The following is a 24,883-nucleotide window of genomic DNA, read 5'->3' as shown; positions in this document are numbered from 1 at the left end:
AGACTGAGCGAGGCGGTAATGAAAAGGGGGAGCAGGCTTCGGTCTGCTCCCCCTTTTTCGTTATGGCTAACGCGCTGCTTGATTGAGTCGAACTGAAGAGCGAAGGATAGATAGGCGACATCCAAGGTCTATCTCTTTACACCGGAACCGCTTTGGCCCGGGAGATAACGAACGAAACGGGCGGTGTCTGCCGCTCGCCCTACATGTACCAGCAGTCCATGGAGCAAGCCCACCGATGATCAATGCGGATCAGCCGCACAAGCCACGAGGCGCTGTAGTGACCTTGGCCAATCGACCTAGCGAACCCCTTCATGAAAGAGCCGTGCACGAGCAGCTTGCCCGGCGTCTTGCAGTGCTCCAGGGCATGACTTTCCTCGGTGCGTACGATCGCAGCGTCGAATATCCCCAGCATTTGTACTTCGTACCCTCGGGCACCATCGTCGGCACCAGCACCGCGCGCGAATTGGGTCTCGACGGTGAGGAAGATCTGTTTGGCGGTGTTGTCCCGCAGCCTTTTATCGAGACGAAGGCCATCAGCCATCCGCTGGTTCGCCCGGATGCTGACGCGCCGATCGGATGGTCACGCGATTTCGTCAGTCGCGTCATCGGCAGTGTTCTTCCCGGATACAGCATGTTCTCGCTGAACGATGCTCGAGAAGCCGGGCGGCGCTTGCTCCACGAAGGGGCAGTGAGATTAAAGCCGGTAAGAGCAACGGGAGGCCGGGGACAGGAACGGATCACCACGGTACAGGCGCTGGATCAGGCCTTGGCACATATCGATGAAAAGGAGCTGGCGCAGTACGGGCTGGTGCTTGAGGCCAACCTGGAACAGGTGACCACCTTCAGCGTTGGCCAGATCCGAGTGGCGGGCAACACGCTGAGCTATTACGGAACCCAGCGGCTCACATCCGACAATTCCGGTGAGACGGTCTACGGCGGCTCCGATCTAGTCGTTTCAAACGGCGATTTCGATGCCCTGCTGGCGCTCGATCTGCCGGAAAAGGTGCGGTTGGCCGTGTCACAGGCGCAAATCTACGACGATGCTGCTTCGGCGTGTTTCCGGGGGTTCTTTGCCTCTCGTCGAAACTACGACATCGCTCAGGGTATCGATGGCCGAGGTCGGGCTTGTTCCGGTGTACTTGAGCAGTCCTGGCGAATCGGCGGGGCCAGCGGAGCGGAGATTGCGGCACTTGATGCGTTCAGGCAGGGCGCTCGCGGTGCCGTTCGAGCGTCTACCGTCGAAGTTTATGGTGAGGCGCAGACTATTCCACATGGCGCAACCGTGCTGTTTCGCGGCGAGGATGCCGAGGTTGGCTTCATTACCAAATACGTCACGGTAGAGGCTTATGGCGACGCAAAGTGAGTGTGTAGATATTCTGGTTGATGACGAGCACATAGCTGGCACCTTTCTCTCGCCGCCAACCAAACTGCCCGGCGTGCTGTTTGTACATGGCTGGGGAGGCAGCCAGGAGCGCGATCTTAGCCGCGCGCGTGGCATTGCGGGGCTGGGTTGCATCTGCCTGTCGTTCGACTTGCGCGGTCATGCCCTTACCGTTGCGCAACAGCAGACCGTTACGCGCGAGCAGAACCTGAATGATCTGCTAGCCGCTTATGACTTACTGGCGCAGCACCCCAACATCGATCCGTCTGCTATCGCCGTGGTGGGCACCAGCTACGGGGGCTACCTGGCCGCTTTGCTGACTGCGCTGCGGCCGGTGAAGTGGCTGGCGCTTCGCGTCCCAGCTCTTTATTCGGATGATGACTGGATGGTGCCCAAGCGTCAGCTCAATCGTGATTTGCTCAATCAATTGAGGGGACGCCGGGTGACCCCAGAGGAAAATCGTGCGTTAGCGGCCTGCGCTGAGTTTCGCGGGGACGTGCTGATCGTCGAGTCCGAACACGATCATCTGGTGCCCCACAGCACCATCATGAGTTACCGCGCTGCATTCCATCAGACGCATTCATTGACGCACCGCGTCATCCTCGGTGCCGATCACGCATTGACCACTGAATGCTGTCAGAAGGCCTACACCGACATCCTGGTGAATTGGGCAACTGAAATGGTGGTGGGTGCACGTCTGGATCAGCAGGAAGGCCTCGCTGCTGCCAACAGGATGCCTTAGCCGGGCGGCGAGGGCGGTTGTATGGGGCCGACGAAACGGCTCCAGCGGCGATCCAGCACCTGCTGCTTGAGCACCTCGATCACGTCGACCAGAAGTTCCTCCAAAGCCAGGTCGGTGTTTTCGTCCTGATAGACCCAGGCTTCGAAGAATTCATCGGCAAGGTTTCGCGCAAGGCGCTGGAATTGTGGGCTTTGCAGTCCCTCTGCGGCTCCCTGCAACAGCCGTGCGGCAATGTCGGCCAAGGCCTGGTCGAGCGTATCGGCGACCCGCCCACCCATTGGCAGACGACGCAGGCTGGTTACTTCCGGATTGTTCTGCAGCGCTTGATGGATCAGCGCGCCCACGTAGCCTTCGATAGCGCCGCGATTGTCCCGGTAACCGGTCTCCAGCATGCTCTGCATGCGCCGGGACAGGTCGTTGAGCAATCGCTCCTTGCGCGGCCTGACGACTTCCTCGAGCAGTCTGCGAGACAGGTCGTCGCTGGCACCGATTTCTTGCTGCATACGGCTGAACAGCCGAACCATGACCCGATCCGATAGATCTTCGAGCAGCAGTGAATAGTAGCGGTGGGCGACTCCGAAAATTGCCCAGCGCCGCATGTCGATCAGGCCCAGCCGCTGAAGTCGGATCAGCAGACTGCCTACGCGTAACACACGCAACCAGCGCAAGCCCGTCAGCGGAATGCAGCCGAGAACGTCGTACCAGTGGGCGAAAGGATAGTAGTACCAGCGCGTGTAGCGTCGCTCGAATAATGCGACTGTCCAGCCGAGCAGGACGTCGAGGATGAATATCGCGACAAAGCCTAGATCGATCAGTTGGAAGTTGCGGTGAATGGTGGCGTCGTATCGCTGATGCAGTTCAGGCAGCCAGTTAGAGAGCGCCTCGTTGATGGGCGCCAGGATGAAAAGGCTGTCAAATATGATCAGCCCCAGGTTGATGCAGACCAGCAAGACGATGAAGCCTTCCCAGGCCGCGTGCAGCCCGTCACGCAGGCGCTCATTCCGTTGTGCAGTCGGCTCGGTCATTGGCCTGCACTGGCCGGTGCGCTGGCCGCATGCCAGAGAATTTCAGCACATCCCTGACGGCGCGCGATCAGCCGAGCCACGACGAAGAACAGGTCCGACAGACGATTGAGGTAGGCCAGCCCGACCGCACGTAGCGGCTCCATGGCATTGAGCTGCTGACAGCGGCGCTCACTGGTGCGTGCCATGCTTCGGCAAAGATGGGCCATGGCGATCAACCGTGTGCCGCCGGGCATGATGAAATCCTCGAGTGGCCCAAGCTCCTGGTTCCAGTGGTCGATGGCTGCTTCCAGACGCGCCACCTCCGCCTCCGTCAGCGCCTGGTACTCCGGCATCGCCAGTTCGCCCCCGAGATCGAACAGGCGGTGCTGGCAGGGACCGAGAACCTCGATCAGCTCGGCCAGGTCGGGCCAGCGAGTCTGGGCTTCGGCCAGCTCGGCCAGGAGCAGGCCGAGCTGGCTGTTGAGTGTATCGATTTCACCCATTGCCTCGACCCGCGGGTGATCCTTAGGCACCCGGCGGCCGTCAGCCAAGCCAGTTTCGCCTGCATCACCGGTTCGCGTGTAGATCTTCGAAAGTCGGTTACCCATCTGTAATTCCTTGGTTCAGCTCGCAGGAGTGTCGGAGGCCGATGTCAGTGGAAGACGCAAGGTGAAGGTCGTGCCCTGATCTGGCCTGCTCTGAACTTCCATCTGGCCTTTGTGGTTGTTGGTGATGATGAAATACGAAACGGAAAGGCCCAGGCCGGTTCCCTGGCCCACCTCTTTGGTCGTGAAGAAGGGCTCGAAAATTCGCTTGCGGATGTTCTCGGGAATGCCGCCGCCGTTGTCTTCCACCTGAATCTCGGCCCATGGCGGGCTCAGGCGCGTGCGCAGAATGATCTGGCCTCGGCCTCGTTCCGGATGCTGGTGGATCGCCTGCGCCGCGTTCTTCAGGAGGTTCAGCAGCACCTGCTCCAGTTCATTGCCAATGCAGGGAACACGATCGATCTGCGGATCGAAATCACGCACGATTTCGATGGAGCGGAAATCGAAACCGTCCATCAGCGCGAAGTCGTTGCCCGCGATTTCCAGCGCCTGGTCGATGAGTATCGGCAGTTGGCATTCGGCAAGTTGCCTGTTGCTGAGGCGACTGAAGCTCAGCATGTGGCTGACGATCTTGGCGGCACGCGAGCCGGCCTGCTGTATTCCGTCGAGCAACTGCGGGATTTCCCGCCGCTGCAGGTACTGGTTAACGGCCGACAGGGAGACGCCTGTCTCGTCGGCGGCCTCGCGGTTTCGCTCCAGATCGGGCGACAATCGTCGGCGGATGTTCTGTGCGTTGTGCAGGATTGCGCCGAGGGGGTTGTTGATCTCATGTGCCATGCCGGCGGCTAGGCTGCCGACCGAGAGCATTTTTTCCGACTGCACCATGATTTCTTCCATGTTGATCCGATCGGTAATGTCGTCGATGCGGATCACAACGCCACGGCCGCCCCCGCCCATGAGGGGGTAAAGCGTCAGTGCGTAATGACGAGGCTCGTCATTGAAGGTCCAGGTGACGCGTTCGATTTTCTCGACCTGATGATGTTCCGAAGTTCGCCGGATCTGCGTAAGGAACGGCCGTAGCGGTTCGAATGCGATGAACACCGGTTGATTCAGGGCGTCGTCGATGGACGTACCGGACAGGGCGCTGGCCTGCTGATTCCATTGAGTTACGTAGAGTTGCTCATCCAGCGCGATGAGCACCGAGGGCATGGAGTCGATAATGCTGTTCAGGTAGTTCTGGAAGCCGGTGAGCTTCTGCTCGATCTTGCTGCGTACCTGCACTTCAAGCTCGAGTTTGCGGTTGGAATGGCGGGTTTCCTCAGCCAGACCCTGAGCGTGGTCGAAGGCCTCCTGGGCGTCGTCACGGGCGCGTTTGAGCTGCTGCTCGCGGGCTTCCATACGCGACAGCATGGTGTTGAAAGCATCTGCGAGGTTGCCAATCTCGTCCCGGTTCCGCGGCGTGGCGCGCAGTGAATAGTCCTCATCTCGTGTGACCTGGCGGGACAGCGCTTCGAGGTCTCGAATCGGTCGGGTGATCAGTCTGCGAATCTGGCGTGCCACCAGCGCCCAGAGCAGTAGACTGGCCAGCAGGATGGCGAGGCTGGCCGTAAAGGTGCCTGTATAGAAGGCTCCGGGCAGTTCACTGCTGGCGACGATCAGCAGATGACCCGGCGGGCCTGCGGCTTGTGGCAGTTCAACGAGCAGGTTGGCACGCATTTCATTTTTTTTCCACGCCGGCAGGGTGCTGATCTGCTCCGGAAGATCCAGCGGGTCGCCTCGATAAAGTTGGGCAAGGCGCCGGCCTGTATTGTCGTAGATCACCGCTGCGCGCAGTGGCGCGTAGTCATGCAGCTTTTGCAGCAGCTCGTCGGCTGCCGATTCGGATGCCAGGGCGCGGCTGCTCAGCTCTGGGGTCGCCAGCAGGGCGCCGAGCGTATGCATGGCTTGCGGTGCGACGCTTTGGCGGGAGATCCAATAGGCCGCGCTGATGAAGGTGAGATTGGACACCAGCAGCACAGCCGCGAGCAGCACGAGCAGGGCGATCAGCAGCTTGCGGCCGACCGGCAGATTTTCGAGGCGCTGGCGCAGGGTCATGGCAGGCACAGGCGAGAGAGTGTTGCAGCAGGGTAGCGGTGCCTCAGTCCGTCGGCAATCCGCGAAGTTGCAGGAATGCCCTGAGCTGCTCCAGAAGCCTCGCAAGGCCGGGCGCTTCCACACCATGCTGTAGCGCGGCCCGGCACGCGTGCCCGAGCAAAAAACTCACTTCGGTGCGACGTCCATTGTGTACGTCCTGGTGCATCGACGAGTAATTGCTGGCGGTGGCCTCGATGACGCGCAGCACTTCATCTTCAAGGCCAACGGCGGCTTCCGTCTGATTGCAGGCGCGCAGCAAGTGCGCGAGGTCCTTGCACAGCGAATTCAGCTGTTCGCGGTGTGCCAGCAGTTCGCCGTTGCGGCAATCATGCAGAACGCTCATGGGGTTGATGGCGCAATTGAGCGCGAGTTTGCGCCACAGCTTGCTCATGATGTCGCGGTTCCAGACGTGGGGGATCTGCGCTTTTTCCATGTCGGCGAGCCAGGCCGGTGCGTTTGGGTTCATCGGATCGCCCAGCCAGTTCTGCCCTCGACCGGCGTGGACGATGCTGAAGCCACTCTGGCGATAGGCACCTTCGGTGCTGGAGATGAAAATGCAACGGCAGTCGGGCCATCTCTCAGCGATGGCCTGCTGGCTGCCGAGGCCATTCTGAAGGAGAAGGATCTCCGTGCCTGATCTCAGCCGTAGCGACACTTCAGCGACAGCGGCCTGCGCATCGTAGGCCTTGCATGCCACCAGCAACCGCCGGATTGGTGTGGTCGCATCCGGCAGTTCTGCGGGCACCGGATAAAGAGAGGTTTCGCCCTCTTCGGTCAGCGCCAGGCCGCCTGCACTCTGGTAATCCGCCAGCCGCTGCTGGTTACGCAGAATAAGACGCAGTGGTACGCCAGCACGCGACAGGCGCGTCGCCCAGAGGCCGCCGAGACTGCCAGCCCCGAGTACATGCCAGGTCACGGCCATCAGGTGGCTTGCTTGTAGCGCAGGGGTACGATCCGGCCTGTGGCATAGGCGTCAGGCAGTAATGCCTCTGCACGCTGAATGATCAGCGCCGTGTTGACTGGCGATACGCTTGCATCGAGGCTGACCATGCCGATTCCGGCCTTGATCGAGATAAATCCTTCGCTGGTCTTGAAGGCCTTGAGGTTGAGCCCTTCGTGGAGCCGCTTGAAGCTGCTGGGTGAACAAGCACGCAGGTCGTCGATCAATGTGACCACGCCGAAATGCCGGTCATCCAGGCGGGTAAGCACGTCCAGCGGACGAACCAGTTGTTGCAGGCGCCTCGCAACGCCTCGCAGCAGTTCGTGGTGGAACGTCTCGCCGTAGCGTTCCTGCTGACTCATTATTTCAGGCAGGCCGATCACCAGGTAGCAGAGCGCGCCGCCGCGGCTTTCGATCTGGCGCAGGCTGTCGCCAAGCCGCTGCTCGAGGTAGCGGCGGTTGCCGATGCCGGTCACGTGGTCTATCAGGTTGCGTTGTTCCAGGCTTGCGATGTTCTCGGTCAGCAGACGATTTTCCCGCATCAGCCGCTGCAACGACCCGCACAGCCTGTCGGCTGCATATACCCGCGGCACCAGTTGGTCATTCATGACCGACTTTCCGATGAAATCGTCCACGCCGTGGTCGAAAGCCTTGCTCAGCACGTCCTGACCGTCACGACCAGTGAGCAGAATGATGTAGGTGTAGTGATCGGACATTTCGTCCTGCTGGCGGACCTGGGTGGTCAACTCCAACCCATCCATCTCCGGCATCAGCCAATCGGCCAGCAACACGTTGGTGGGGCGTTGTTCAATCAGTTCCAACGCGGCGCTGGCGCTGTTGGCGAAGCGCACATCCTCGTACCCAGCCTTGGCGAGGGCGCGACCTATCATCACGCTGGAAAACTTGGCGTCATCGACAACCAGGATGCTGAGTTGGGGGTTGGGCATGCAGGACTCGGTGAGGGATGTGACCCTGAAAAGTGATGGTCGGGTCTTATTGCCCTGAACCGTTATAATGATGGCCCATTTGAACCGTCAAGCTAAGCGCGCTGGATCACACCCTTGCGCCGTTTCCATTAGGAGGAAGCCCCATGCCCTCGTTCGACGTGGTGTCCGAACTGGACAAACACGAAGTGACCAACGCGATCGAAAATGCTGTCAAGGAACTTGAGCGGCGTTACGACCTGCGTGGGAAAGGCAGTTTCGAACTCAAGGAACTGACCGTCAATATGACCGCCGACGCTGATTTCCAATTGGAGCAGATGCTGGAAATCCTCAAACTGAGCCTGGTCAAGCGCAAGATCGATATTCAGTGCCTCGAATTCAAGGATCCCTATCCCTCTGGCAAGTCGGTGAAGCAGGAAGTAGTGCTGCGTGAAGGGATCGATAAAGAGTTGGCGAAAAAGATCGTCGCCCATATCAAGGACGCCAAGCTGAAGGTGCAGGCTGCCATCCAGGGCGAGCAGGTACGCGTCACCGGCAAGAAGCGCGATGATCTGCAGGAGGCCATTGCGCTGCTGCGTGCCAAGGATTTCGGCATGCCAGTGCAGTTCAACAACTTCCGCGACTGATTCGTCCCCCGCGCACGCACGCGTGCCTTTGCCCGCATCAACCGAGCAACCAGGCTAGCCCGGGCGCTCGGTGTTTCTAGGAGTCCCCAATCCAATGGATTTCAGTGTCGATTATCTGGTCGAACTTTCCGAGGCCTGGCTGCCGATCGTTATTCAGTATGGCGCTCAAGTCGCTCTAGCGCTCTTTACCTTTCTGCTTGGCTGGTGGCTGATCAATACCTTCGTAGCCCGGGTTGGCAGCTTGTTGAAGCGTCGCCAGATCGACCCTTCGTTGCATGGTTTCATCGAAAGTCTTTCGAGCATCGTGCTCAAGGCGTTGTTGCTGATCAGCGTGGCCTCGATGATCGGCGTCGAGACGACCTCTTTCATTGCCGTCATCGGTGCGGCCGGCCTGGCGATAGGCTTGGCGCTGCAGGGCAGCCTGGCCAACTTCGCCGGCGGCGTGCTGATCCTTATCTTCCGACCCATTCGAGTCGGTGAATGGATCGAGGCGCAGGGCGTGGCAGGGACGGTGCATTCGATACAGATATTCCATACCGTGCTCAAGTCCGGCGACAACAAGACCATCGTTGTGCCTAACGGCAGCCTCTCCAACAGCCATATCACCAACTTTTCACGTGAGCCGCGGCGTCGCGCTGATATCAACATCGGTATCGATTACAGCGCAGATATCAAGCTGGCTCGCCAGATCCTGCTTGAGATTGCCGAGGATGAGCGCGTCCTGCGCGATCCCGAGCCAGTGGTCCATGTCGTCGGGCTGGGTGATAGCTCGGTCAATCTATCGCTTCGTGTCTGGGTTGCGACAAAAGACTTCTGGCCCGTGACGTTCGGCTTCACTGAAAGGGTGAAAGAGCGCTTCGATGAGGCTGGAATCGGTATTCCCTTTCCGCAGCGGGTGGTACATCTGGTGCAGCGTTAGCCTGCTGTTCAGATTTGAAAAAGCCGGCAATGCCGGCTTTTTTGTCAGTTTCGCTCGGTGTTCGCCAAAGGATCGGCCGGGTCCGCTATTCGGCGAGTGCGCGACCACTGCCATGCAATCAATATCAGCGTCGGTATGCCGAGCAAGGCGGTAACCAGGAAGAAGTCGCTGTAGCCGAGCCGTTCGACCATGACGCCTGAATAGCCGCCCAGCAAGCGTGGCAATAGCAGCATCAGCGAACTTAGCAGGGCGTACTGCGTTGCAGAGAACTTCAGATTTGTCAGGCTTGAGAGATAGGCGACAAAGGCCGTAGAGGCGAGCCCGCCGCTGAAGTTATCGCAGGAAATCGTCACGATCAGCATGTTCAGGTTGGCGCCCATCTCCACCAACAGCATGAACATGAGATTGGTCGCCGCCGACGCAGCCCCACCAATGAACAGTATCGGAAGGATGCTGAAGCGCACGATGAGCAGACCACCGAACGCCGCGCCGAGCAGCGTCATGATCAGGCCGAACAGCTTGCTCACGCTGGCAATCTGGTCCTTGCTGAAGCCCTGGTCGATATAGAAGACGTTGGCCATCACGCCCATCACCGTGTCGGACATCCGGTAGGTGGCGATCAGTCCCAGCAGCAGCAGCGCCTGCCAGCGGTAACGCACGATGAAGTCGGTGATCGGCGTCAGCACCGGCCCCATCAGAATGCGACCAGGGCCGGACAGGCACGCCCAGCAGATCAGCAGATACATTGTGCCGCGCGGCCAGTAACCACCCCAGTAGGATTGGAACATGCCAGTGGTGGATACCATCAGAATGATCAGCACAATTACCGACACGGCCTGGTGAACGAAGTCGAATCGAACGGGACGCTGGCGCTGACCGGCCTGCTGCAGCATGTGCCGGACGGGGGACAAAAGAGAGCGGCCCCAAGGCGATAGCGAACCGATGATGAATAGCAGATAGAGGATCGCTCGTGGCCACGCCTGGGCGATCAGCGCATTGATCATCGCTGGTACGGAAATCAGCAGGACCAGGAACAGGCCGACGCCTGCCAGCTGGTGGTTGAAGCTGTATTTGGACGGCTCGTTAGGCAGCGGTGCGGCGCCGTCCGGCTCGGGGATCAGCAGACTGGTAATCAGTCCCGGCAGAATCAGCAGCGCGAAAATGACATACGTCAGAGCCCAGGCGGACTGGCTGTATTCAACATTGGTCGAACCCAGCCACTCGGCAAGAAACAGTGCCCCAGCGCTGGCCAACAGCATGGCGATTCGGTAGCCCGTCATGTAGCTGGCTGCCAGCGTCGCTTGCAGCTTGTCTTCGGCAATCTCCAGCCGGTACGCATCGATGGCGATGTCCTGGGTGGCAGAGGCGAAGGCCACCGCGACGGCGAGTGCTATCAGCATCGTCAGGTTGTGCTGCGGATTACACAGAGCCATGCCGATCAGCCCGATTGCGATCACTACCTGCGAAAGGACCAGCCAGGATCGGCGGCGCCCCAGAGCGCCGAGCCACGGCAGGCGCCATTGATCGAGCATCGGCGACCATACCCACTTGAAGGCATAAGCCAGACTGATCCAGCTGGCGAACCCGATGGTTTCGCGAGATACACCGGCTTCGCGGAGCCAGACTGAAAGCGTGGAGAACACCAGTATCGCCGGCAGGCCTGCAGCGAAGCCGAGAATCAGCAGCGTGATAGAGGCGGGGCTGGCATAGGCGGCGAGGGCAGTGCGCCAGGTTTCACGGGACATATGACGGGACGGCGATAGACATGAAGCGCGCACTCTACCCGCTGTACTCCGCCGATTGCCAGCCGTGGCGACGTATGTCGACGCGGTCGTTGATGATGGTCACGCCCTCAGCCCGCAAGCGCATGCGTTGTTCGTGTCCGGCAGCGGTTCCGGCCGGAAGGCTCAGTCGTCCGCCCGCACTTATGACCCGATGCCACGGCAAGCGAGAGCCTTCCGGCAGTTGCGACATCAGCCTGCCTACCCAGCGTGCGGCGCGACCAAGCCCTGCCAGGCTCGCTATTTCGCCGTATGTCACTACCTTGCCCTCAGGGATCTGTGCCATGACGAGGTACACGGCAGCCCGGCGCGAGTCGGTTTCGGCGGCTAGCGAATGCTCAGGCAGTAGCTCTGGCATCGTGTTTCCTCTGCTGCGTGGTGAATGGAAGTAACGACAGTCGAGACGCTGAACTCGGAACCCGTTCGGCAGTCTGTGCTTGCTGTGGACAAAGGCATAAGGATAATGCCGTCTTTCTAATCGCACTTGCGCAGAATTTCAGCCCTCTATGTTTTCCAGAACGCTTCTATGTGTATCCCTTTCCCTCGTCGCCCTGCCGTCGCTCGCCGATACCGTTTGGTTGAAAAACGGCGACCGCCTGACAGGCAAGATCAGCCTTCTCGACGGCGGCAAACTGCTTATCGAAACCGAGTATGGCGGTTCGATTCCTGTGAAGTGGAGTCAGGTTGCGACGCTGGAGTCCAACCAGCAGCTGCTGATCAAGCAGGACGACTTTACGGGGGAAGTTGCCAAGTCGATGCAGGCGGCGGACGACGGCACTGTGGTCTTGAACAATGGCGGGGCGGCCCATACGGTCAAGCTCGCCAGCATCTCGCAGATAATTCGTCCCAAACCGTTGGTTCATGACCTGACCTGGAAAGGCAACGTGGACGTTTCGCTGGACTACAAGCGTGCCGAAACGGATACCGACGACTACGACGTATCCTTCAAGAATTCTGCGCGTCATGGCCTGTGGCGACATAACGCTACCGCCAACTACAACCGTGAATACCGCAACGACGTCACTTCGACTGACAACTGGGATGCCGAATACGCCCTGGACCGTTTCCTCGACGAGCATTGGTTCTGGCAGGGACGGCTGGAGTACAAGCGCGACAAGATCGAAGACGTACGCCGTCAGCGCACAGTCGGTACGGGTCCCGGTTATCAGTTCTGGGACAACGAGCTCGGCGCCTTCTCCCTCGCAACGCTGTTCAACCGTAGTGACTACGAATTTGCCAGCGGTAACAAGGAAGACTTCTACTCCCTGGCGATGAAGTGGAATTACAACCGCTATCTGGTTGGCAAGACCTTCGAGCTGTTCAGCAATGGCGAGATCGGCAAACCGCTTGAAAACGTAGCCGACTACCAGCTGGATGCCGAGGTAGGGCTGCGTTACAAGGTGACCGACTGGGCTTCGCTGAACATGAAGGCCGAAAAAGACATTGTCAGCGGCGCGGAAAGCAATAAGGACGAAACACGCTACAGCGTCGGTTTTGGAGTGGGCTGGTAAAGCCAGTCCCAATTCGCTGCTGACCGGGCGCCTTCCAGGCGCCCGGTTTCGTTTTGTCGACTGTTAAAGGCGCAGTCCGCCGTCCAGTTCCAGAATGCGGCCGGTGTAATAGTCGTTCTCAAGGATGTATGCGACGGAGTGCGCGATCTCCATCGGCTTGCCGAGCCGCTTCAGGGGGATACCTGCGGTCATCTTTTCGAGCGCTTCGGGCTTCATGCTGGCGACCATTTCGGTCTCGATGAAACCGGGCGCAACGCCTGCTACACGGATGCCGTAGCGTGCCAGCTCTTTGGCCCAAACGACGGTGTCCGCTGCCACACCGGCTTTGGCGGCTGAGTAGTTTGCCTGCCCCATGTTGCCTGCACGGGATATCGAGGAAATATTGACGATCGCGCCTTGGCTTTTCAGCTCGATCATTTTCGCCGCGACCTCACGAGTGCAAAGGAAGACGCCAGTAAGGTTGACGTCGATCACCGCCTGCCATTGCGCCAGGCTCATCTTCGACAGCTCTCCATCCTTGACCTTGACGGTCAGGCCGTCCCGCAGGATGCCGGCGTTATTGACCAAACCGTCGAGGGTGCCGAAGTCGTTGCTGACCTGGCTCACCATGTGGCTGACCTGCTCCTCGTTGGCGACGTTGCACAGATACGCACGCGCGTCGCCCCCGGCCGCCTTGCAGGCCGCTACCGCTTCATCCAGGCGTTCCTGATTGAGATCGACCAATGCCAGTCGAGCGCCCTTGCCGGCGAGGTATTCGCCCATGGCGCGGCCCAGTCCCTGGCCGCCCCCGGTGATGATGATGACCTTGTCTTTCAACTGCATGCCCAACTCCTCAATGCCTTCGAATGCCGCCAAACGACGTCCGCTGATGAAACCGTTATGCTTGGGCTCCGTCGAATTGTCCTGCCTCGAGGAGCATCCGTGAGCGCCGAAGCCGTAAAGCATGCCCGACAACTCCTGCTCAAGGAATACCGCGCCGTGCTCTCCACTCACTCCAAGGCCATGCCCGGATTTCCATTCGGCTCGGCCGTGCCTTACTGCCTAAGCGAAGAAGGCTGGCCACTGATCTTGATCAGCCGCATTGCCCAGCACACCAAAAATCTACAGGCCGACCCGCGCTGCTCCCTGCTGGTCTCCGAGCGCGGCGCGGAGGACGTTCAGGCAACGGGGCGACTCACCCTGCTGGCCGAAGCGCAGCGGGTCGATGACGTTGCGGTGGGTCATGTAGCAAAGCGCTATTACCGCTATTTTCCGGAGTCCAGCGACTACCACAGCGTTCATGATTTCGATTTCTGGATTCTGAAGCCGGTGCGCTGGCGTTTCATCGGCGGCTTCGGTGCTATCCACTGGCTGGATCAGGTGGCGTTGGCCAATCCTTTCGCGGGCTCTGGAGACGGTGAGGGCGGCATGCTGGATCATATGAATCAAGACCATGCTGCAGCGATTGCTCATTATGTACTGCAAGCAGGACTGCCTCCGGCACCCGCCGCCCGCATGGTCGGAATCGACAGCGAGGGTTTTCACTTGCGCATCGGCCATGCCATTCACTGGTTGGCGTTCCCAGAAAGTTGCACAAATCCGGGAGCTGTGCGGCAGGCGCTGGTGGCGATGGCGCGGCGCTGATTAAGCCTCGGGTAAGCGCATCGGAGAATAATCTGGTTACAGCCTCTTTCGCCGATGGGTTGAATTCGAGCAGCGCTGCCGTCATGTACACGAATTCGGAAGCCGTTCTTCCGCCAAGGACTATCAATGCGAATTTTCTTATTGCTGTTTCTCCTGTTTCCGCTGGCCGAGCTGGCATTGCTGATCAAGGTTGGCAGCTCGGTCGGTGTATTGCCGACCATCCTGTTGCTGATCATCAGCGGTATGGCCGGCATCCTGCTGATGCGTCTGGCAGGTTTCGCCACTGCCTGGCGTGCGCGGGAGCGTCTGGCTCACGGTGAACTGCCGGAACGGGAAATGCTTCAGGGCTTGATGATGGCTGTAGCCGGTGGACTTCTGTTCCTGCCGGGATTCCTCAGCGATATCGTCGCGTTGCTCGTGCTGTTTCCGCCATCGCGCAAGCTGTTTCTCGGTTATGTCGGGCGTCGTTTCGAGGCACAGGCTCAGCGGCGCAGGGCCTTTGCCGACGACCTTCACCAGCAACAGGCACGTCGGGAAGCGCCCCAGCGGCCCAACGTCATCGAGGGCGAGTGGGAGCGCCGCGATAAATAAAGATATCTCGACGAAAAGGCATGCGTGGCATGCCTTTTTTTATCGTCTCGAATGCAAAAAATCCGCGTGCTGCCCTTGAAATCATTTTTGACGCCCGCATGTAGCGGTCACCGCAAGGTCGCTGTCGCATTTTGACAGTCCGTCTTCTGCGGCTCGCATTGCGGGCCGCAACCGGCACCGCCGGATTTGCCCAACCCGCCGATGAGTATGCATCGGCATGGAAACCACTGTACTAGGAGAGATCGACAATGAAGCTTCGTCCTCTGCATGACCGCGTCGTGATTCGTCGCAGCGAAGAAGAAACCAAGACCGCAGGTGGCATCGTGCTGCCGGGCTCCGCTGCCGAGAAGCCAAACCGTGGCGAAATCGTCGCTGTAGGCACTGGCCGCGTTCTGGATAACGGCGAAGTCCGTCAGCTGGCCGTCAAGGTTGGCGACCAGGTCGTATTCGGCCCTTACTCCGGCAGCAACACCGTCAAAGTCGACGGCGAAGACCTGCTGGTGATGAGCGAGAACGAAATTCTCGCTGTCGTCGAAGCCTGATCTGCGTTCGCTCGAGAGCGAACTGCGTTCCATCAACAGAATTTGAGGAAGAATCAACATGGCTGCTAAAGAAGTTAAGTTCGGCGACTCCGCTCGCAAGAAAATGCTGGTCGGCGTCAACGTCCTGGCTGACGCGGTAAAAGCGACCCTCGGCCCGAAAGGCCGTAACGTCGTCATCGAGAAGAGCTTCGGCGCTCCGACCATCACCAAAGATGGTGTTTCCGTTGCCAAGGAAATCGAGCTGAAGGACCGTTTCGAGAACATGGGCGCGCAGCTGGTCAAGGACGTTGCCTCCCGTGCTAACGACGATGCAGGCGACGGCACCACCACCGCCACCGTTCTGGCTCAGTCGATCGTCAATGAGGGCCTGAAGGCCGTTGCTGCCGGCATGAACCCGATGGACCTCAAGCGCGGCATCGACAAGGCGACCATCGCCATTGTTGCTGAGCTGAAGAACCAGTCCAAGCCATGCGCTGACTTCAAGGCCATCGCACAGGTAGGCACTATCTCCGCCAACTCCGACAGCTCCATCGGCGCCATCATTGCCGAAGCCATGGAAAAGGTTGGCAAGGAAGGCGTGATCACTGTTGAAGAAGGCTCGGGCCTGGAAAACGAACTGTCCGTCGTAGAAGGCATGCAGTTCGACCGCGGCTACCTGTCCCCTTACTTCATCAACAAGCCCGACACCATGGTGGCCGAGCTCGACAGCCCGATGCTGCTGCTGGTCGACAAGAAGATCTCCAACATCCGCGAACTGCTGCCGGTGCTGGAAGGCGTTGCCAAGGCCGGTCGTCCGCTGCTGATCGTTGCTGAAGACGTCGAAGGCGAAGCCCTGGCAACTCTGGTCGTCAACAACATGCGCGGCATCGTCAAGGTTGCTGCCGTCAAGGCGCCTGGCTTCGGCGATCGCCGCAAGGCCATGCTGCAGGACATCGCGATCCTGACTGGCGGTACCGTGATTTCTGAAGAAGTCGGCCTGAGCCTGGAAACCGCTACCCTGGAGCACCTGGGTAACGCCAAGCGCGTCGTACTGAACAAGGAAAACACCACCATCATCGATGGTGCTGGTCAGCAGGTCGACATCGAAGCCCGCGTTGCGCAGATTCGCAAGCAGGTTGAAGACACCACTTCCGACTACGACAAAGAGAAGCTGCAAGAGCGTCTGGCCAAGCTGGCTGGCGGTGTTGCGGTGATCAAGGTCGGCGCTGGCACCGAAGTCGAGATGAAAGAGAAGAAAGCCCGCGTTGAAGACGCCCTGCATGCTACTCGTGCAGCCGTCGAAGAAGGCGTGGTTCCTGGCGGCGGCGTTGCACTGGTGCGCGCTCTGCAGGCCATCTCCGAGCTCAAGGGTGACAACGAAGATCAGAACGTCGGTATCACCTTGCTGCGCCGCGCTGTTGAAGCGCCGCTGCGTCAGATCGTTTCCAACGCCGGTGGCGAGCCGAGCGTTGTGGTCGACAAGGTCAAGCAGGGTTCGGGCAACTATGGCTTCAACGCTGCGACCGACGAGTACGGCGACATGATCGAGATGGGTATTCTCGACCCGGCCAAGGTTACCCGCTCTGCTCTGCAGGCAGCGGCTTCCATCGCCAGCCTGATGATCACCACCGAGGCGATGATCGCTGAAGTGGTTGAGGACAAGGCTGCCGGCGGTATGCCGGATATGGGTGGCATGGGCGGTATGGGTGGCATGGGCGGCATGATGTAAGCCAGCCGGCCCGTAGCGTCAGAAAAAGCCCCGCCTCGTGCGGGGCTTTTTTTATGCGTTAGAAATTGTGCAATCGTGCGAATACAGTCCGCCGCTCACGGCGATTCTTTAGGCCGGACACTCAAATCAATGGTATTGCTGCGCAAAAAATAGCCACTTGTCATTTTTTTGCGCACATCTGGAAATTGTCGACTATGGTGAGCTTCTCAATTCACCTAATAACAAGGGTTTGCGCGATGAAACTTGAAATTGCTAGAGGATTGTTTCTGGTTGGCTCCCTCGGTGTCGCTTCCCTTTGTGCAGCTGCATGGAGTGAACCGGACGCCAGGGTTGTCGCGCGGAGCGAACTCAGCAGTCATTGCGCAGTGCCACGTGTCGCCCGAGCGGCGATCTCGGATGCACGGCCGGATCATGACCTGTTGTTGTTCATGTACGGGCTTTCTCAGAGCCTCGTAGGGCGCAGCTGAGCCGCGCACGACGAAACCTGCACCTACCGATCAAACGTTCTGCGCCGCGGTCCTCGCGGTCAATGGGGCGTTACTGGCGTAGCTCCATGGTCCGGGCTTGCAATGACGGTATACACCGCCGGCAGCACGAAGAGCGTGAACAACGTGCCGACGGTCATGCCTGTAGCGATGACCATCCCGATATCGAAACGACTCACCGCCCCGGCACCGCTTGCCAGAATCAGCGGCACCATGCCGAACACTGTCGCGGCTGTGGTCATCAGAACCGGTCGTAGGCGAATCGCCGCTGCCTCTTCCACCGCTTCACGACGGCTCAGCCCCTGTTCCCTACGCAGCTGATTGGCGAACTCGACGATCATGATCCCGTGCTTGCTGATCAAACCTATCAAGGTTACAAGACCGACCTGGGTATAGATATTCATGCTCGACAATCCCAGGAATAGCGGCACCAGCGCACCACAGATCGATAGCGGCACCGTAACCAGAATCACCAGCGGGTCCCGGAAGCTTTCGAACTGCGCGGCCAGCACCAGGAAAATGATGGCCAGGGCGAGCGCAAAAGTCGTGTATAGGGCTGTGCCTTCCTGAATGTACTGACGTGAGGCGCCGGCGTAGTCGTAGGTGAAACCCTGTGGCGCCTCTTCCTGAGCGATGCTGCGTAGCGTCTCGATCGCTTCGCCCATGCTGACGATCGGAAAGCCCTGAATGGTGGCGGCGTTGAGCTGTTGAAATTGAGAAAGCTGGGTCGGGCGCGCCCGATCGCTCACCTTGATCAGGGTGGAAAGCGGGAGCATCTCGCCTTGGCCGTTCTTCACGTAGTAGTTGCTAAGCCAGCCGGGATTGTCCCGATACGCCTGCTCGACCTGGGCAATCACCTTGTAGCTGCGGCCTTCAATGGTGAACCGGTTGATTTCGCTTTCGCCCAGCAGTGTGGCGAGCGTCAGACCGAGGTCTTCCATGGTGACACCCATCTGGGCGGCTTTCTCACGGTCGATATCGACTACCACTTCCGGCTTGTCGAAGGCCAGATCGACATCGAGGAACGCGAACTTGCCTGATGCCTGGGCCTTCTCCTTGATGCGCTCGGTCACTTGCAGCAACGACTCGTAATCGCTGGCGGTGTTGATCACGAACTGGAATGGCAGACCCTCTCCCGTACCCGGCAGGGAAGGCAGGTTGAAACCGAAGACCTGCAAACCTGGAATCTTGTCGATCTGCGCCTGGACCTCGGGTAGTACTTCCATCTGAGTGCGCTCTCGCTCATCCCATGGCGTCATAAGGAAGCCGCCAATGCCGCTCTGCACACCGTTGAAGCCATTGATCTGGAACCAGGAGTAGTACTCCGGGAACGCCTTGAATATCTCGAGGAACTGGTCGGTATAGGCGTTCAGATAGTCGAGGTTAGCGGTCTGAGGCGCGCTGGCCATCATGAAAATGATGCCTTGGTCTTCTTCAGGAGCCAGCTCGCTTTCGGTGAACTTAAGCAGGACGGGGATCAGGCCGAGCACGATGACGGCGAACACCAAAACCACCGGGCGAGTGTTCAACGTGCCGTGAAGTGCTCGCTGATAGCGCAGTTTGAGTCGATCGAAAATCAGGTCCAGCCGGTGCGCAAGGCCTGTTGGATTTTCTTCATGACGCAGCAATCGCGAGCACATCATGGGCGAGAGCGTGAGTGCCACCAATCCGGAGATCAGCACCGCGCCTGCCAGCGTTAGAGCGAACTCCTGGAACAGGGCACCGGTAAGGCCCTGAAGAAATCCGATGGGCGCGTAGACTGCCGCCAGCGTGATGGTCATGGTAACGACCGGCATGGCTATCTCGCGAGCGCCGTCGAGGGCGGCTTGGAACGGCGTTTTGCCTTGCTCAATATGCCGGTGGATGTTCTCCACCACCACGATGGCATCATCCACTACCAGACCGATCGCCAAGACCATGGCCAGCAGCGTCAGCAAGTTGATGGAATAACCCATTGTCTGCATGAAGAACATCACGCCAATCATTGACAGTGGGATGGTCACTACCGGGATCAATACCGAGCGCAGCGAACCCAGGAACAGGAATACCACCACGATGACGATGACCACGGCTTCAGCCAGGGTTTTCACCACTTCATCGATCGATGCCTGGATGAATCGTGTCGCGTCATAGGCGATGGTGATCTTCAGGCCTGGCGGCAGCTGCGATTCGATCTCCGGCATCACGGCACGCACTTCGCTGATCACGTCCAGCGGGTTGGCGCTCGGCGTCCCTTTGACGCCTATATAGACTGAAGGAATGCCATCGAACGAGCTGATGGCGTTGTAGCTTTCGGCGCCCATTTCAACTCGTGCGACATCGCCCAGCAGCACGCGGCTGTCGCCTTGGGTTTTGAGTGGAATGGCGGCGAAGGCTTCGGGCGTCTTCAGCTCGGTGTCGGCGTTGATACTGGTGACGACGTATTGGCCTTTTACCTCGCCGGCCGCGGCTAGAAAGTTGTACTTGCGAACAGCTTCATTCACATCGCCAGCGGACAACCCATAGGCGGCCAGCTTCACCGGGTCCAGCCAGAGGCGCATGGCAAAGACCTGATTGCCGAGAATCTCCGCTTCGGCCATGCCGGGCAGGGTCGCCAGCTTTGGCTGGATAACACGCGACAGATAATCGGTGATCTGTGGGTTGCTCAGTTGATCGCTGTAGAAGCTGATGTACATGAGCGCCGTGGAGTCTGCGGCCTGCTTGTTCAGTACAGGATCTTCGGCGTTCTGCGGCAGCTGGTTCTTCACCGAGTTGGCTTGGCTGAGCAGCTCCGTATAGAGCCGATCGGTATCAGCGCCGATACGGGCGTAGACCGAGATGATCGAGACGTTCTGCTGGCTGACAGACGTCATGTAGTCGACGCCTTCGGCGCTTGCCAGGCTTTGTTGCAGTGGCTGGGTGATATAGCCCTGTATGGTCTCGGCGTTGGCGCCGGGATACGCCGTGGTCACGGTGATCAGGGCGCTTTCCATCTGCGGGTACTGTCGGATCACCAGGTTGTTGAAGGCCTGGAAGCCCAGCAATACGACCAGCAGACTGATCACGCTGGCGAGCACAGGACGGCGGATGAATGGATCGGTAAAAGCCATGACGATCGATGTCCCTATAGCCGACGCCTTAGCGTGCGTCGGACCGGCTGTTTGGCTCGAGTTCGAGGGTGCGTTTCTCGGCAATTGCCACGTGGGCGCCGCCGTCCAGCTTGAGCTGGCCGGCAATGACCACCTGTTCGCCAGCTTCGAGCCCTTCTAGGATCACTACGCGTCCGTCGCGGCGCTCGCCGGTTTTGACGAAACGCCGCTCAATCACGAGGTAGGGTTCGTTGCGCGGGGCCGCTTCGGCCCCGTCTTCCGGCTCGGGCGGTTGACCTTCCTTCACCACCAGAACCGAGTTGCCGTACAGCGTGTAGGTAATGGCGGTTTCAGGAACGATGACTTTCGGATCCTCGCTGGGCAGCAACACCTGAAGGTCGGCGAACATCCCGGGCAACAGGCGCTCGCCGGGGTTGGCCAGTTCTGCGCGAACCTGCACGTTGCGGGTAGTGATCTCCACCTTGGGATTCAGCGCGACAATCGTGCCTTCGAATGCTTCGCCGGGGAATGCCGCGACCTGGACCTGCACAGGCTGCCCGATGGCCAACAACGGCACCTGTTGCTCGGCCATATAGAAGTCGACGAACAACGTTGAAAGGTCCTGCAGCGTCGCTATTGGAGTACCGGCTGCGACGAAGTCACCGACGTCGACCTGCCGGATACCGATGGTGCCGGAGAAGGGCGCATGTATGCGTTTCTTCGCCAGGCTGGCCTTTAGCTGGGCCACGCTGGCCTTGGCTTTTTGCGATTCGGCATTGAGCCGATCGAACTCACTGCGTGAAATGGCCTGGCGATCGATCAGGCTTCGCGCGCGCTCGAACTCGACTTTGGCCAGATGAAGATCGGCTTCGGCGGCCGCCAGTGTGGCCTGCTCGATCTCGCTGTCGAGTAGCACGATCGGCTGGCCCTTGCGCACCTTTTCACCCGACTGGAATTGCACGTCGCTGATGGTGCCTGCGATCTCCACGGACAAATCGATACCCTGCGAGGCAGTCAGCGTGCCGATGGCCGGGAGGCGGCTTTGCCATGGGACTCTGCCGGCCTCGACCACCTCGACATTGACCGGAGGCTTAGGCGCCTTGAACTGCTGGATCTGCGAGTAAATGGAGTTGAACTTGATGGCGGCGAGGATCAGTACTACGACGATCACCGCGCCGAGCATGATGAGCATGCGGCGCAACATTTTCCGTATTCCTTGGAGAGATGAGCCGGCTGGCTACAGCCATGAATCGAGGCAGCCGTTCAGAATGCACGAGCTATGGCCAGGCGTTGGAATACACCGGTCATGGCATTGGTTGTCGTCCCGCAGGACAGGGAGACAAGGAAATTAGCCGCGAACCGGGCGCAAGTAAAGCGGGATGTCAGTCATCCTCGCGCAGTGTTGACGAGGAGCTTTCAATGGCGGATCACTTCACGACCCGCATAGGATGCGGCGAGACCCCGCCGCTGCGGGGCCCGCTCTTCACGATTGGATCTCAACCGGCCAGGCGGTGGGTCACTTCAGTGAGCTGAGCCGACAAACCGTGCAGGTTCTGGCTGGCTTTTTCGGTACGTTCGACGTTGTCCTGATTGGTCGTGGCGATAGCGGTGATCTCTGTCAGGTTGCGCGAGATATCTTCGGCAACGGACGTCTGTTCCTCGGCCGCCGTAGCGATCTGTCTGTTCATGTCGCGGATCGCTTCGACCTCCTGGGTGATGCGTTGCAGCATGCTACCTGCCTCGGTTACCTGATCCACGCCTTCTGCGCTGCGGGCCTGACCGCCTTCAATGGCACGCACTGCATCCACAGCGCCGGTTTGTACGCTATCGATGATCTGGTGAATCTCGGCGGTCGAGTCAGCTGTGCGTCTGGCCAGCGTCCGGACTTCGTCAGCGACCACGGCGAACCCGCGGCCAGCGTCACCGGCGCGGGCCGCCTCGATGGCGGCGTTGAGTGCCAGCAGGTTGGTCTGGTCGGAGATGCCCCGGATGACCTCCAGCACCTTGCCGATGCGGCCGCTGTCGGCTTCCAACCGGCGAATGACCTCGGCCGTATTGCTGATCTCGCCGCGCATGTGGGTAATGGTCTGGATGGTCGAGCGCATCATGGTCTCGCCCTGTTGCGCTGAATGATCCGCCGCATCGGCTGCGCGCGCGGCCTCGGCCGCGTGGCGCGCAACTTCCTGGGCAGTTGCGGACATCTCGTGCATGGCAGTAGCCACCTGATCGGTGCGCGAGAATTGCTCGCGGGTACCCTGGCCCATCAGCGTAGCGATAGCGTTCAGCTCGCCGCTGGCGCTGTCCAGATCCGACGTACTGCGTTGCAGTCGAGTGAAGGTATCGGCCAGGAAGTCGCGCAGCACGTTGGCGGCCACGGCCAGACGCCCCAACTCATCGGCACGGTTGGTATCGACCCGCTCCTTGAAATTGCCGTGGCTAAGGTTGGCGATGTGATCGATCAGGTGGCGGATCGGATTGATCAGGTTACGGTTGACCAGCCAGAGACTGAGCAGGCCGATCAGAACTCCTGCGGCAAGCATCACCAGTGTACCGGCGATGATGGACCGATCAGCCGCACGGCTGATGTCTCCGGAGCTGACCAAGGCTGAGTCACGAAGTTGATTGACCAGTGTGCTGAGCTGTTCACTGGTGGCTCGGTCGATGCCTTTTACTGCGGCGTCGCCTACATAAGGGTCGCTTCCAGCCCCGACGAATGCGTCCCGTCCGCGACGATAGGCGTCGCCCAATGACCGATGTTCGTCCTTCAGCTTCTGTATCTGGCTAGCCAGCGCCGGGTCGTACTGGTTGGCCTGTACGAGGGTGCCAAGCAGTTCCTGCACCTTGCCTTCCTGTGTTTCGAAGCTTTGCCAGAACTTGTTCAGGTTCTCGGCGGATTTGCCGCGCAACAACACGTTCTTCCACTCCTGCACCTGAACCTTGAACTCGAGGTTGGCTTCATTGATCAGGCGTGAAGATTCGACGGGCCCTCGCAGCAACTGCTGGTAGGCCGAGATTCCGTCGGAAAGAAATGAGAAGCTGGCCAGTGCGATGACCATCATGAGCAGCAAGCTGCCACCAATCAGCGACAACAATTGAGCACGCAGAGATTTATTGAGGAACATCGGGGTGTTTTCTCATCGAAAGGAGGCGCTTGCGAAACCCGCAAAACGAGTCGAGCGGTCTGCTCCCTGACCACTCGGTACATCCCCTTTTTCGGCCTGCCGTTTCGATACTTGAGCGCTTTCAGACCAGTCGCAGGTGGTTATCCCAGAGGCCTGCCGGCAATTTCAGCGCGGTGCTGACGAAGCGCTCGGCCGTGCAATCGATCGACCGGCACCGACCCTGTCCCGAACTCACCACGAAGCCTCGTTCAGTGGCTGCTACGCCTGCACAGTCCGGCAGGTGGATTTCGTCCCGCAGGGCGGTGCTGTCCAGATCCCAGATGAAAACCTTGTTGCCGCGTGGCGCAGTCACGGCCAGCAGGCGCAGCGCATCATTGATCGCCAGGCTTGCAGTGTACTGGTTCATGACGCGGCGCTGAGGTTCGCCTAATGGAAAGGCCTGAAATGGCTCTCCGGGTCGTTTGATGGCCAGTAGCGGTACCTGATCCATCGGGTCGCCTTCGTACTGTTGACCTGAGACCACAGTGCCATCGGCCGCGACCGCCAGATGCCTCACGCTGTTCATCTGTTCGGGTAGCTGTTCCTTGCTCAACAAAGTGCCGTCCCTGCGCAGCATCACCAGGCTGGGCTCCATGGCGGCGAGATTCATCATTGCCCGACTGTCGGCCTCGGTACGAATGCCGCCATTTGCTATCACCAGCGTTTCGCCATCTGGCATCCACAGCAATTGGTGAGGCCCTACACCGTGGGTCGAATGCTCATCGGTACGTATGAGGCGGCGCTCATCAACGCGGTACACACCAAGCACGCCTCGGCCTGGTTCAGCCGTGTCGTTCTCGGTGGTATAGAACCAGTCGCCGCTGGCGTGGAACACACCGTGGCCGTAGAAGTGACGGTTCGGCGGCGATGCCAGGATCTGAAGCAGCGTGCCGTCTCGGCTGTCGATCAGGTAGCTTTCGCGGCTCGGTCGACGGCCGACGAACACCGCGATGGGAAGATGCGGATGCGCATAGACGTCGTGGCATCGCTCGCTCACAGGCGTCGAGAAGACCCGAGTGCCATCGAGCCGGTAGCCGACCGCATAGTGACGGCCGTCGGCATCGTCACGTGCCGAAAGTAGCAGCGGCTGCTCGGAGTGATGGGTGAGCGCCCAGCCACCAACCGCCGAGGCGGCCGCCAGGGCGCCGCCAAACCCCAGAAATGCGCGCCGTTTCAACG

22 protein-coding genes are annotated in these 24,883 nt (G+C 59.6%); 10 read left to right on the top strand and 12 right to left on the bottom strand.

The features are described 5' to 3' along the window. Window positions 1-235: 235 nt before the first annotated feature. Both EA797_RS08295 and EA797_RS08290 read left to right on the top strand, forming a co-directional pair. Window positions 236-1,363 carry a DUF3182 family protein gene (locus EA797_RS08295; protein WP_122164621.1) on the top strand — a complete coding sequence of 376 codons (1,128 nt, stop codon included), beginning with the start codon at window positions 236-238 and terminating at the stop codon, window positions 1,361-1,363. After that, the gene (locus EA797_RS08290; RefSeq protein WP_122164620.1) at window positions 1,347-2,123 is read left to right on the top strand and encodes an alpha/beta hydrolase family protein; all 777 of its coding nucleotides are present in this window, start codon (window positions 1,347-1,349) and stop codon (window positions 2,121-2,123) included. Before EA797_RS08295 ends, EA797_RS08290 begins: the two co-directional genes overlap by 17 nt. On the opposite strand, the gene EA797_RS08285 is transcribed toward EA797_RS08290, so the two are convergent. Genes EA797_RS08285 through EA797_RS08265 form a run of 5 tightly spaced genes read right to left on the bottom strand, consistent with a single transcriptional unit; the run spans window position 2,120 to window position 7,692 of the window. Continuing rightward, the gene (locus EA797_RS08285; RefSeq protein ID WP_122164619.1) at window positions 2,120-3,148 is read right to left on the bottom strand and encodes an ion transporter; all 1,029 of its coding nucleotides are present in this window, start codon (window positions 3,146-3,148) and stop codon (window positions 2,120-2,122) included. The two genes, EA797_RS08290 and EA797_RS08285, sit on opposite strands and share 4 nt — an antisense overlap. Continuing rightward, complete coding sequence (locus EA797_RS08280) at window positions 3,145-3,735, bottom strand: cob(I)yrinic acid a,c-diamide adenosyltransferase (protein WP_122164618.1); 591 nt, start codon at window positions 3,733-3,735, stop codon at window positions 3,145-3,147. Before EA797_RS08280 ends, EA797_RS08285 begins: the two co-directional genes overlap by 4 nt. Window positions 3,736-3,750: 15 nt before the next feature. After that, the gene (locus EA797_RS08275; protein ID WP_122164617.1) at window positions 3,751-5,766 is read right to left on the bottom strand and encodes a HAMP domain-containing sensor histidine kinase; all 2,016 of its coding nucleotides are present in this window, start codon (window positions 5,764-5,766) and stop codon (window positions 3,751-3,753) included. A gap of 43 nt (window positions 5,767-5,809) precedes the next feature. Continuing rightward, complete coding sequence (locus EA797_RS08270) at window positions 5,810-6,721, bottom strand: putative 2-dehydropantoate 2-reductase (RefSeq protein ID WP_122164754.1); 912 nt, start codon at window positions 6,719-6,721, stop codon at window positions 5,810-5,812. A gap of 5 nt (window positions 6,722-6,726) precedes the next feature. Beyond that, complete coding sequence (locus EA797_RS08265) at window positions 6,727-7,692, bottom strand: response regulator (protein WP_122164616.1); 966 nt, start codon at window positions 7,690-7,692, stop codon at window positions 6,727-6,729. A 143-nt stretch (window positions 7,693-7,835) separates the two neighbouring features. On the opposite strand from EA797_RS08265, the gene EA797_RS08260 reads away from it, so the two are divergent. Both EA797_RS08260 and EA797_RS08255 read left to right on the top strand, forming a co-directional pair. Next, complete coding sequence (locus tag EA797_RS08260) at window positions 7,836-8,315, top strand: YajQ family cyclic di-GMP-binding protein (protein ID WP_122164615.1); 480 nt, start codon at window positions 7,836-7,838, stop codon at window positions 8,313-8,315. A gap of 94 nt (window positions 8,316-8,409) precedes the next feature. After that, window positions 8,410-9,234 carry a mechanosensitive ion channel family protein gene (locus EA797_RS08255; RefSeq protein WP_122164614.1) on the top strand — a complete coding sequence of 275 codons (825 nt, stop codon included), beginning with the start codon at window positions 8,410-8,412 and terminating at the stop codon, window positions 9,232-9,234. 44 nt (window positions 9,235-9,278) lie between these two features. On the opposite strand, the gene EA797_RS08250 is transcribed toward EA797_RS08255, so the two are convergent. Then, on the bottom strand, window positions 9,279-10,979 hold the full coding sequence (locus EA797_RS08250; RefSeq protein WP_122164613.1) for an AmpG family muropeptide MFS transporter: 1,701 nt from the start codon (window positions 10,977-10,979) through the stop codon (window positions 9,279-9,281). Between the two features lie 34 nt (window positions 10,980-11,013). Beyond that, the gene (locus EA797_RS08245) at window positions 11,014-11,373 is read right to left on the bottom strand and encodes an MGMT family protein (RefSeq protein WP_122164612.1); all 360 of its coding nucleotides are present in this window, start codon (window positions 11,371-11,373) and stop codon (window positions 11,014-11,016) included. Between the two features lie 148 nt (window positions 11,374-11,521). Here EA797_RS08245 and EA797_RS08240 point away from each other — a divergent pair, with 148 nt between their 5' ends. Then, entirely contained in the window at window positions 11,522-12,526 is a 1,005-nt protein-coding gene (locus EA797_RS08240) for a DUF481 domain-containing protein (protein WP_122164611.1), read from the top strand. Between the two features lie 63 nt (window positions 12,527-12,589). Here the strand turns inward: EA797_RS08240 and EA797_RS08235 are convergent, their stop codons facing one another. Next, complete coding sequence (locus EA797_RS08235) at window positions 12,590-13,348, bottom strand: SDR family oxidoreductase (protein ID WP_122164753.1); 759 nt, start codon at window positions 13,346-13,348, stop codon at window positions 12,590-12,592. A gap of 99 nt (window positions 13,349-13,447) precedes the next feature. Between EA797_RS08235 and EA797_RS08230 the strand changes: the two genes are divergently transcribed. From EA797_RS08230 to EA797_RS21980, 5 genes are all read left to right on the top strand, one after another. Continuing rightward, window positions 13,448-14,149, top strand: coding sequence for a HugZ family pyridoxamine 5'-phosphate oxidase (locus tag EA797_RS08230; RefSeq protein WP_122164610.1), 702 nt, complete (start codon window positions 13,448-13,450; stop codon window positions 14,147-14,149). A gap of 126 nt (window positions 14,150-14,275) precedes the next feature. Then, window positions 14,276-14,740, top strand: a complete 465-nt coding sequence (locus tag EA797_RS08225; RefSeq protein WP_122164609.1) for an FxsA family protein — start codon at window positions 14,276-14,278, stop codon at window positions 14,738-14,740. Window positions 14,741-14,988: 248 nt separating this feature from the next. Then, entirely contained in the window at window positions 14,989-15,282 is a 294-nt protein-coding gene (locus tag EA797_RS08220) for a co-chaperone GroES (protein WP_019340746.1), read from the top strand. Window positions 15,283-15,340: 58 nt separating this feature from the next. Further along, the gene (groL, locus tag EA797_RS08215; protein WP_122164608.1) at window positions 15,341-16,990 is read left to right on the top strand and encodes a chaperonin GroEL; all 1,650 of its coding nucleotides are present in this window, start codon (window positions 15,341-15,343) and stop codon (window positions 16,988-16,990) included. Window positions 16,991-17,226: 236 nt separating this feature from the next. Further along, window positions 17,227-17,457: a hypothetical protein gene (locus EA797_RS21980; protein WP_122164752.1), complete on the top strand. Its 231-nt coding sequence runs from the start codon at window positions 17,227-17,229 to the stop codon at window positions 17,455-17,457. A gap of 59 nt (window positions 17,458-17,516) precedes the next feature. On the opposite strand, the gene EA797_RS08205 is transcribed toward EA797_RS21980, so the two are convergent. From EA797_RS08205 to EA797_RS08190, 4 genes are all read right to left on the bottom strand, one after another. Further along, window positions 17,517-20,564, bottom strand: coding sequence for a multidrug efflux RND transporter permease subunit (locus tag EA797_RS08205; RefSeq protein ID WP_122164607.1), 3,048 nt, complete (start codon window positions 20,562-20,564; stop codon window positions 17,517-17,519). Between the two features lie 28 nt (window positions 20,565-20,592). Next, window positions 20,593-21,747 carry an efflux RND transporter periplasmic adaptor subunit gene (locus EA797_RS08200; RefSeq protein ID WP_122164606.1) on the bottom strand — a complete coding sequence of 385 codons (1,155 nt, stop codon included), beginning with the start codon at window positions 21,745-21,747 and terminating at the stop codon, window positions 20,593-20,595. A gap of 292 nt (window positions 21,748-22,039) precedes the next feature. Further along, window positions 22,040-23,665, bottom strand: a complete 1,626-nt coding sequence (locus tag EA797_RS08195; RefSeq protein ID WP_122164605.1) for a methyl-accepting chemotaxis protein — start codon at window positions 23,663-23,665, stop codon at window positions 22,040-22,042. Window positions 23,666-23,786: 121 nt separating this feature from the next. Further along, window positions 23,787-24,881, bottom strand: coding sequence for a DUF1513 domain-containing protein (locus tag EA797_RS08190; protein ID WP_122164604.1), 1,095 nt, complete (start codon window positions 24,879-24,881; stop codon window positions 23,787-23,789). Window positions 24,882-24,883: the final 2 nt, after the last annotated feature.

It is taken from the genome of Stutzerimonas zhaodongensis, from assembly GCF_003696365.1.
In the GTDB taxonomy this organism is placed as follows: Bacteria; Pseudomonadota; Gammaproteobacteria; order Pseudomonadales; family Pseudomonadaceae; genus Stutzerimonas; species Stutzerimonas zhaodongensis.
The sequence above is the reverse complement of the archived record's forward strand: the minus strand, read 5'-3'. Positions and strand labels throughout refer to the sequence as shown.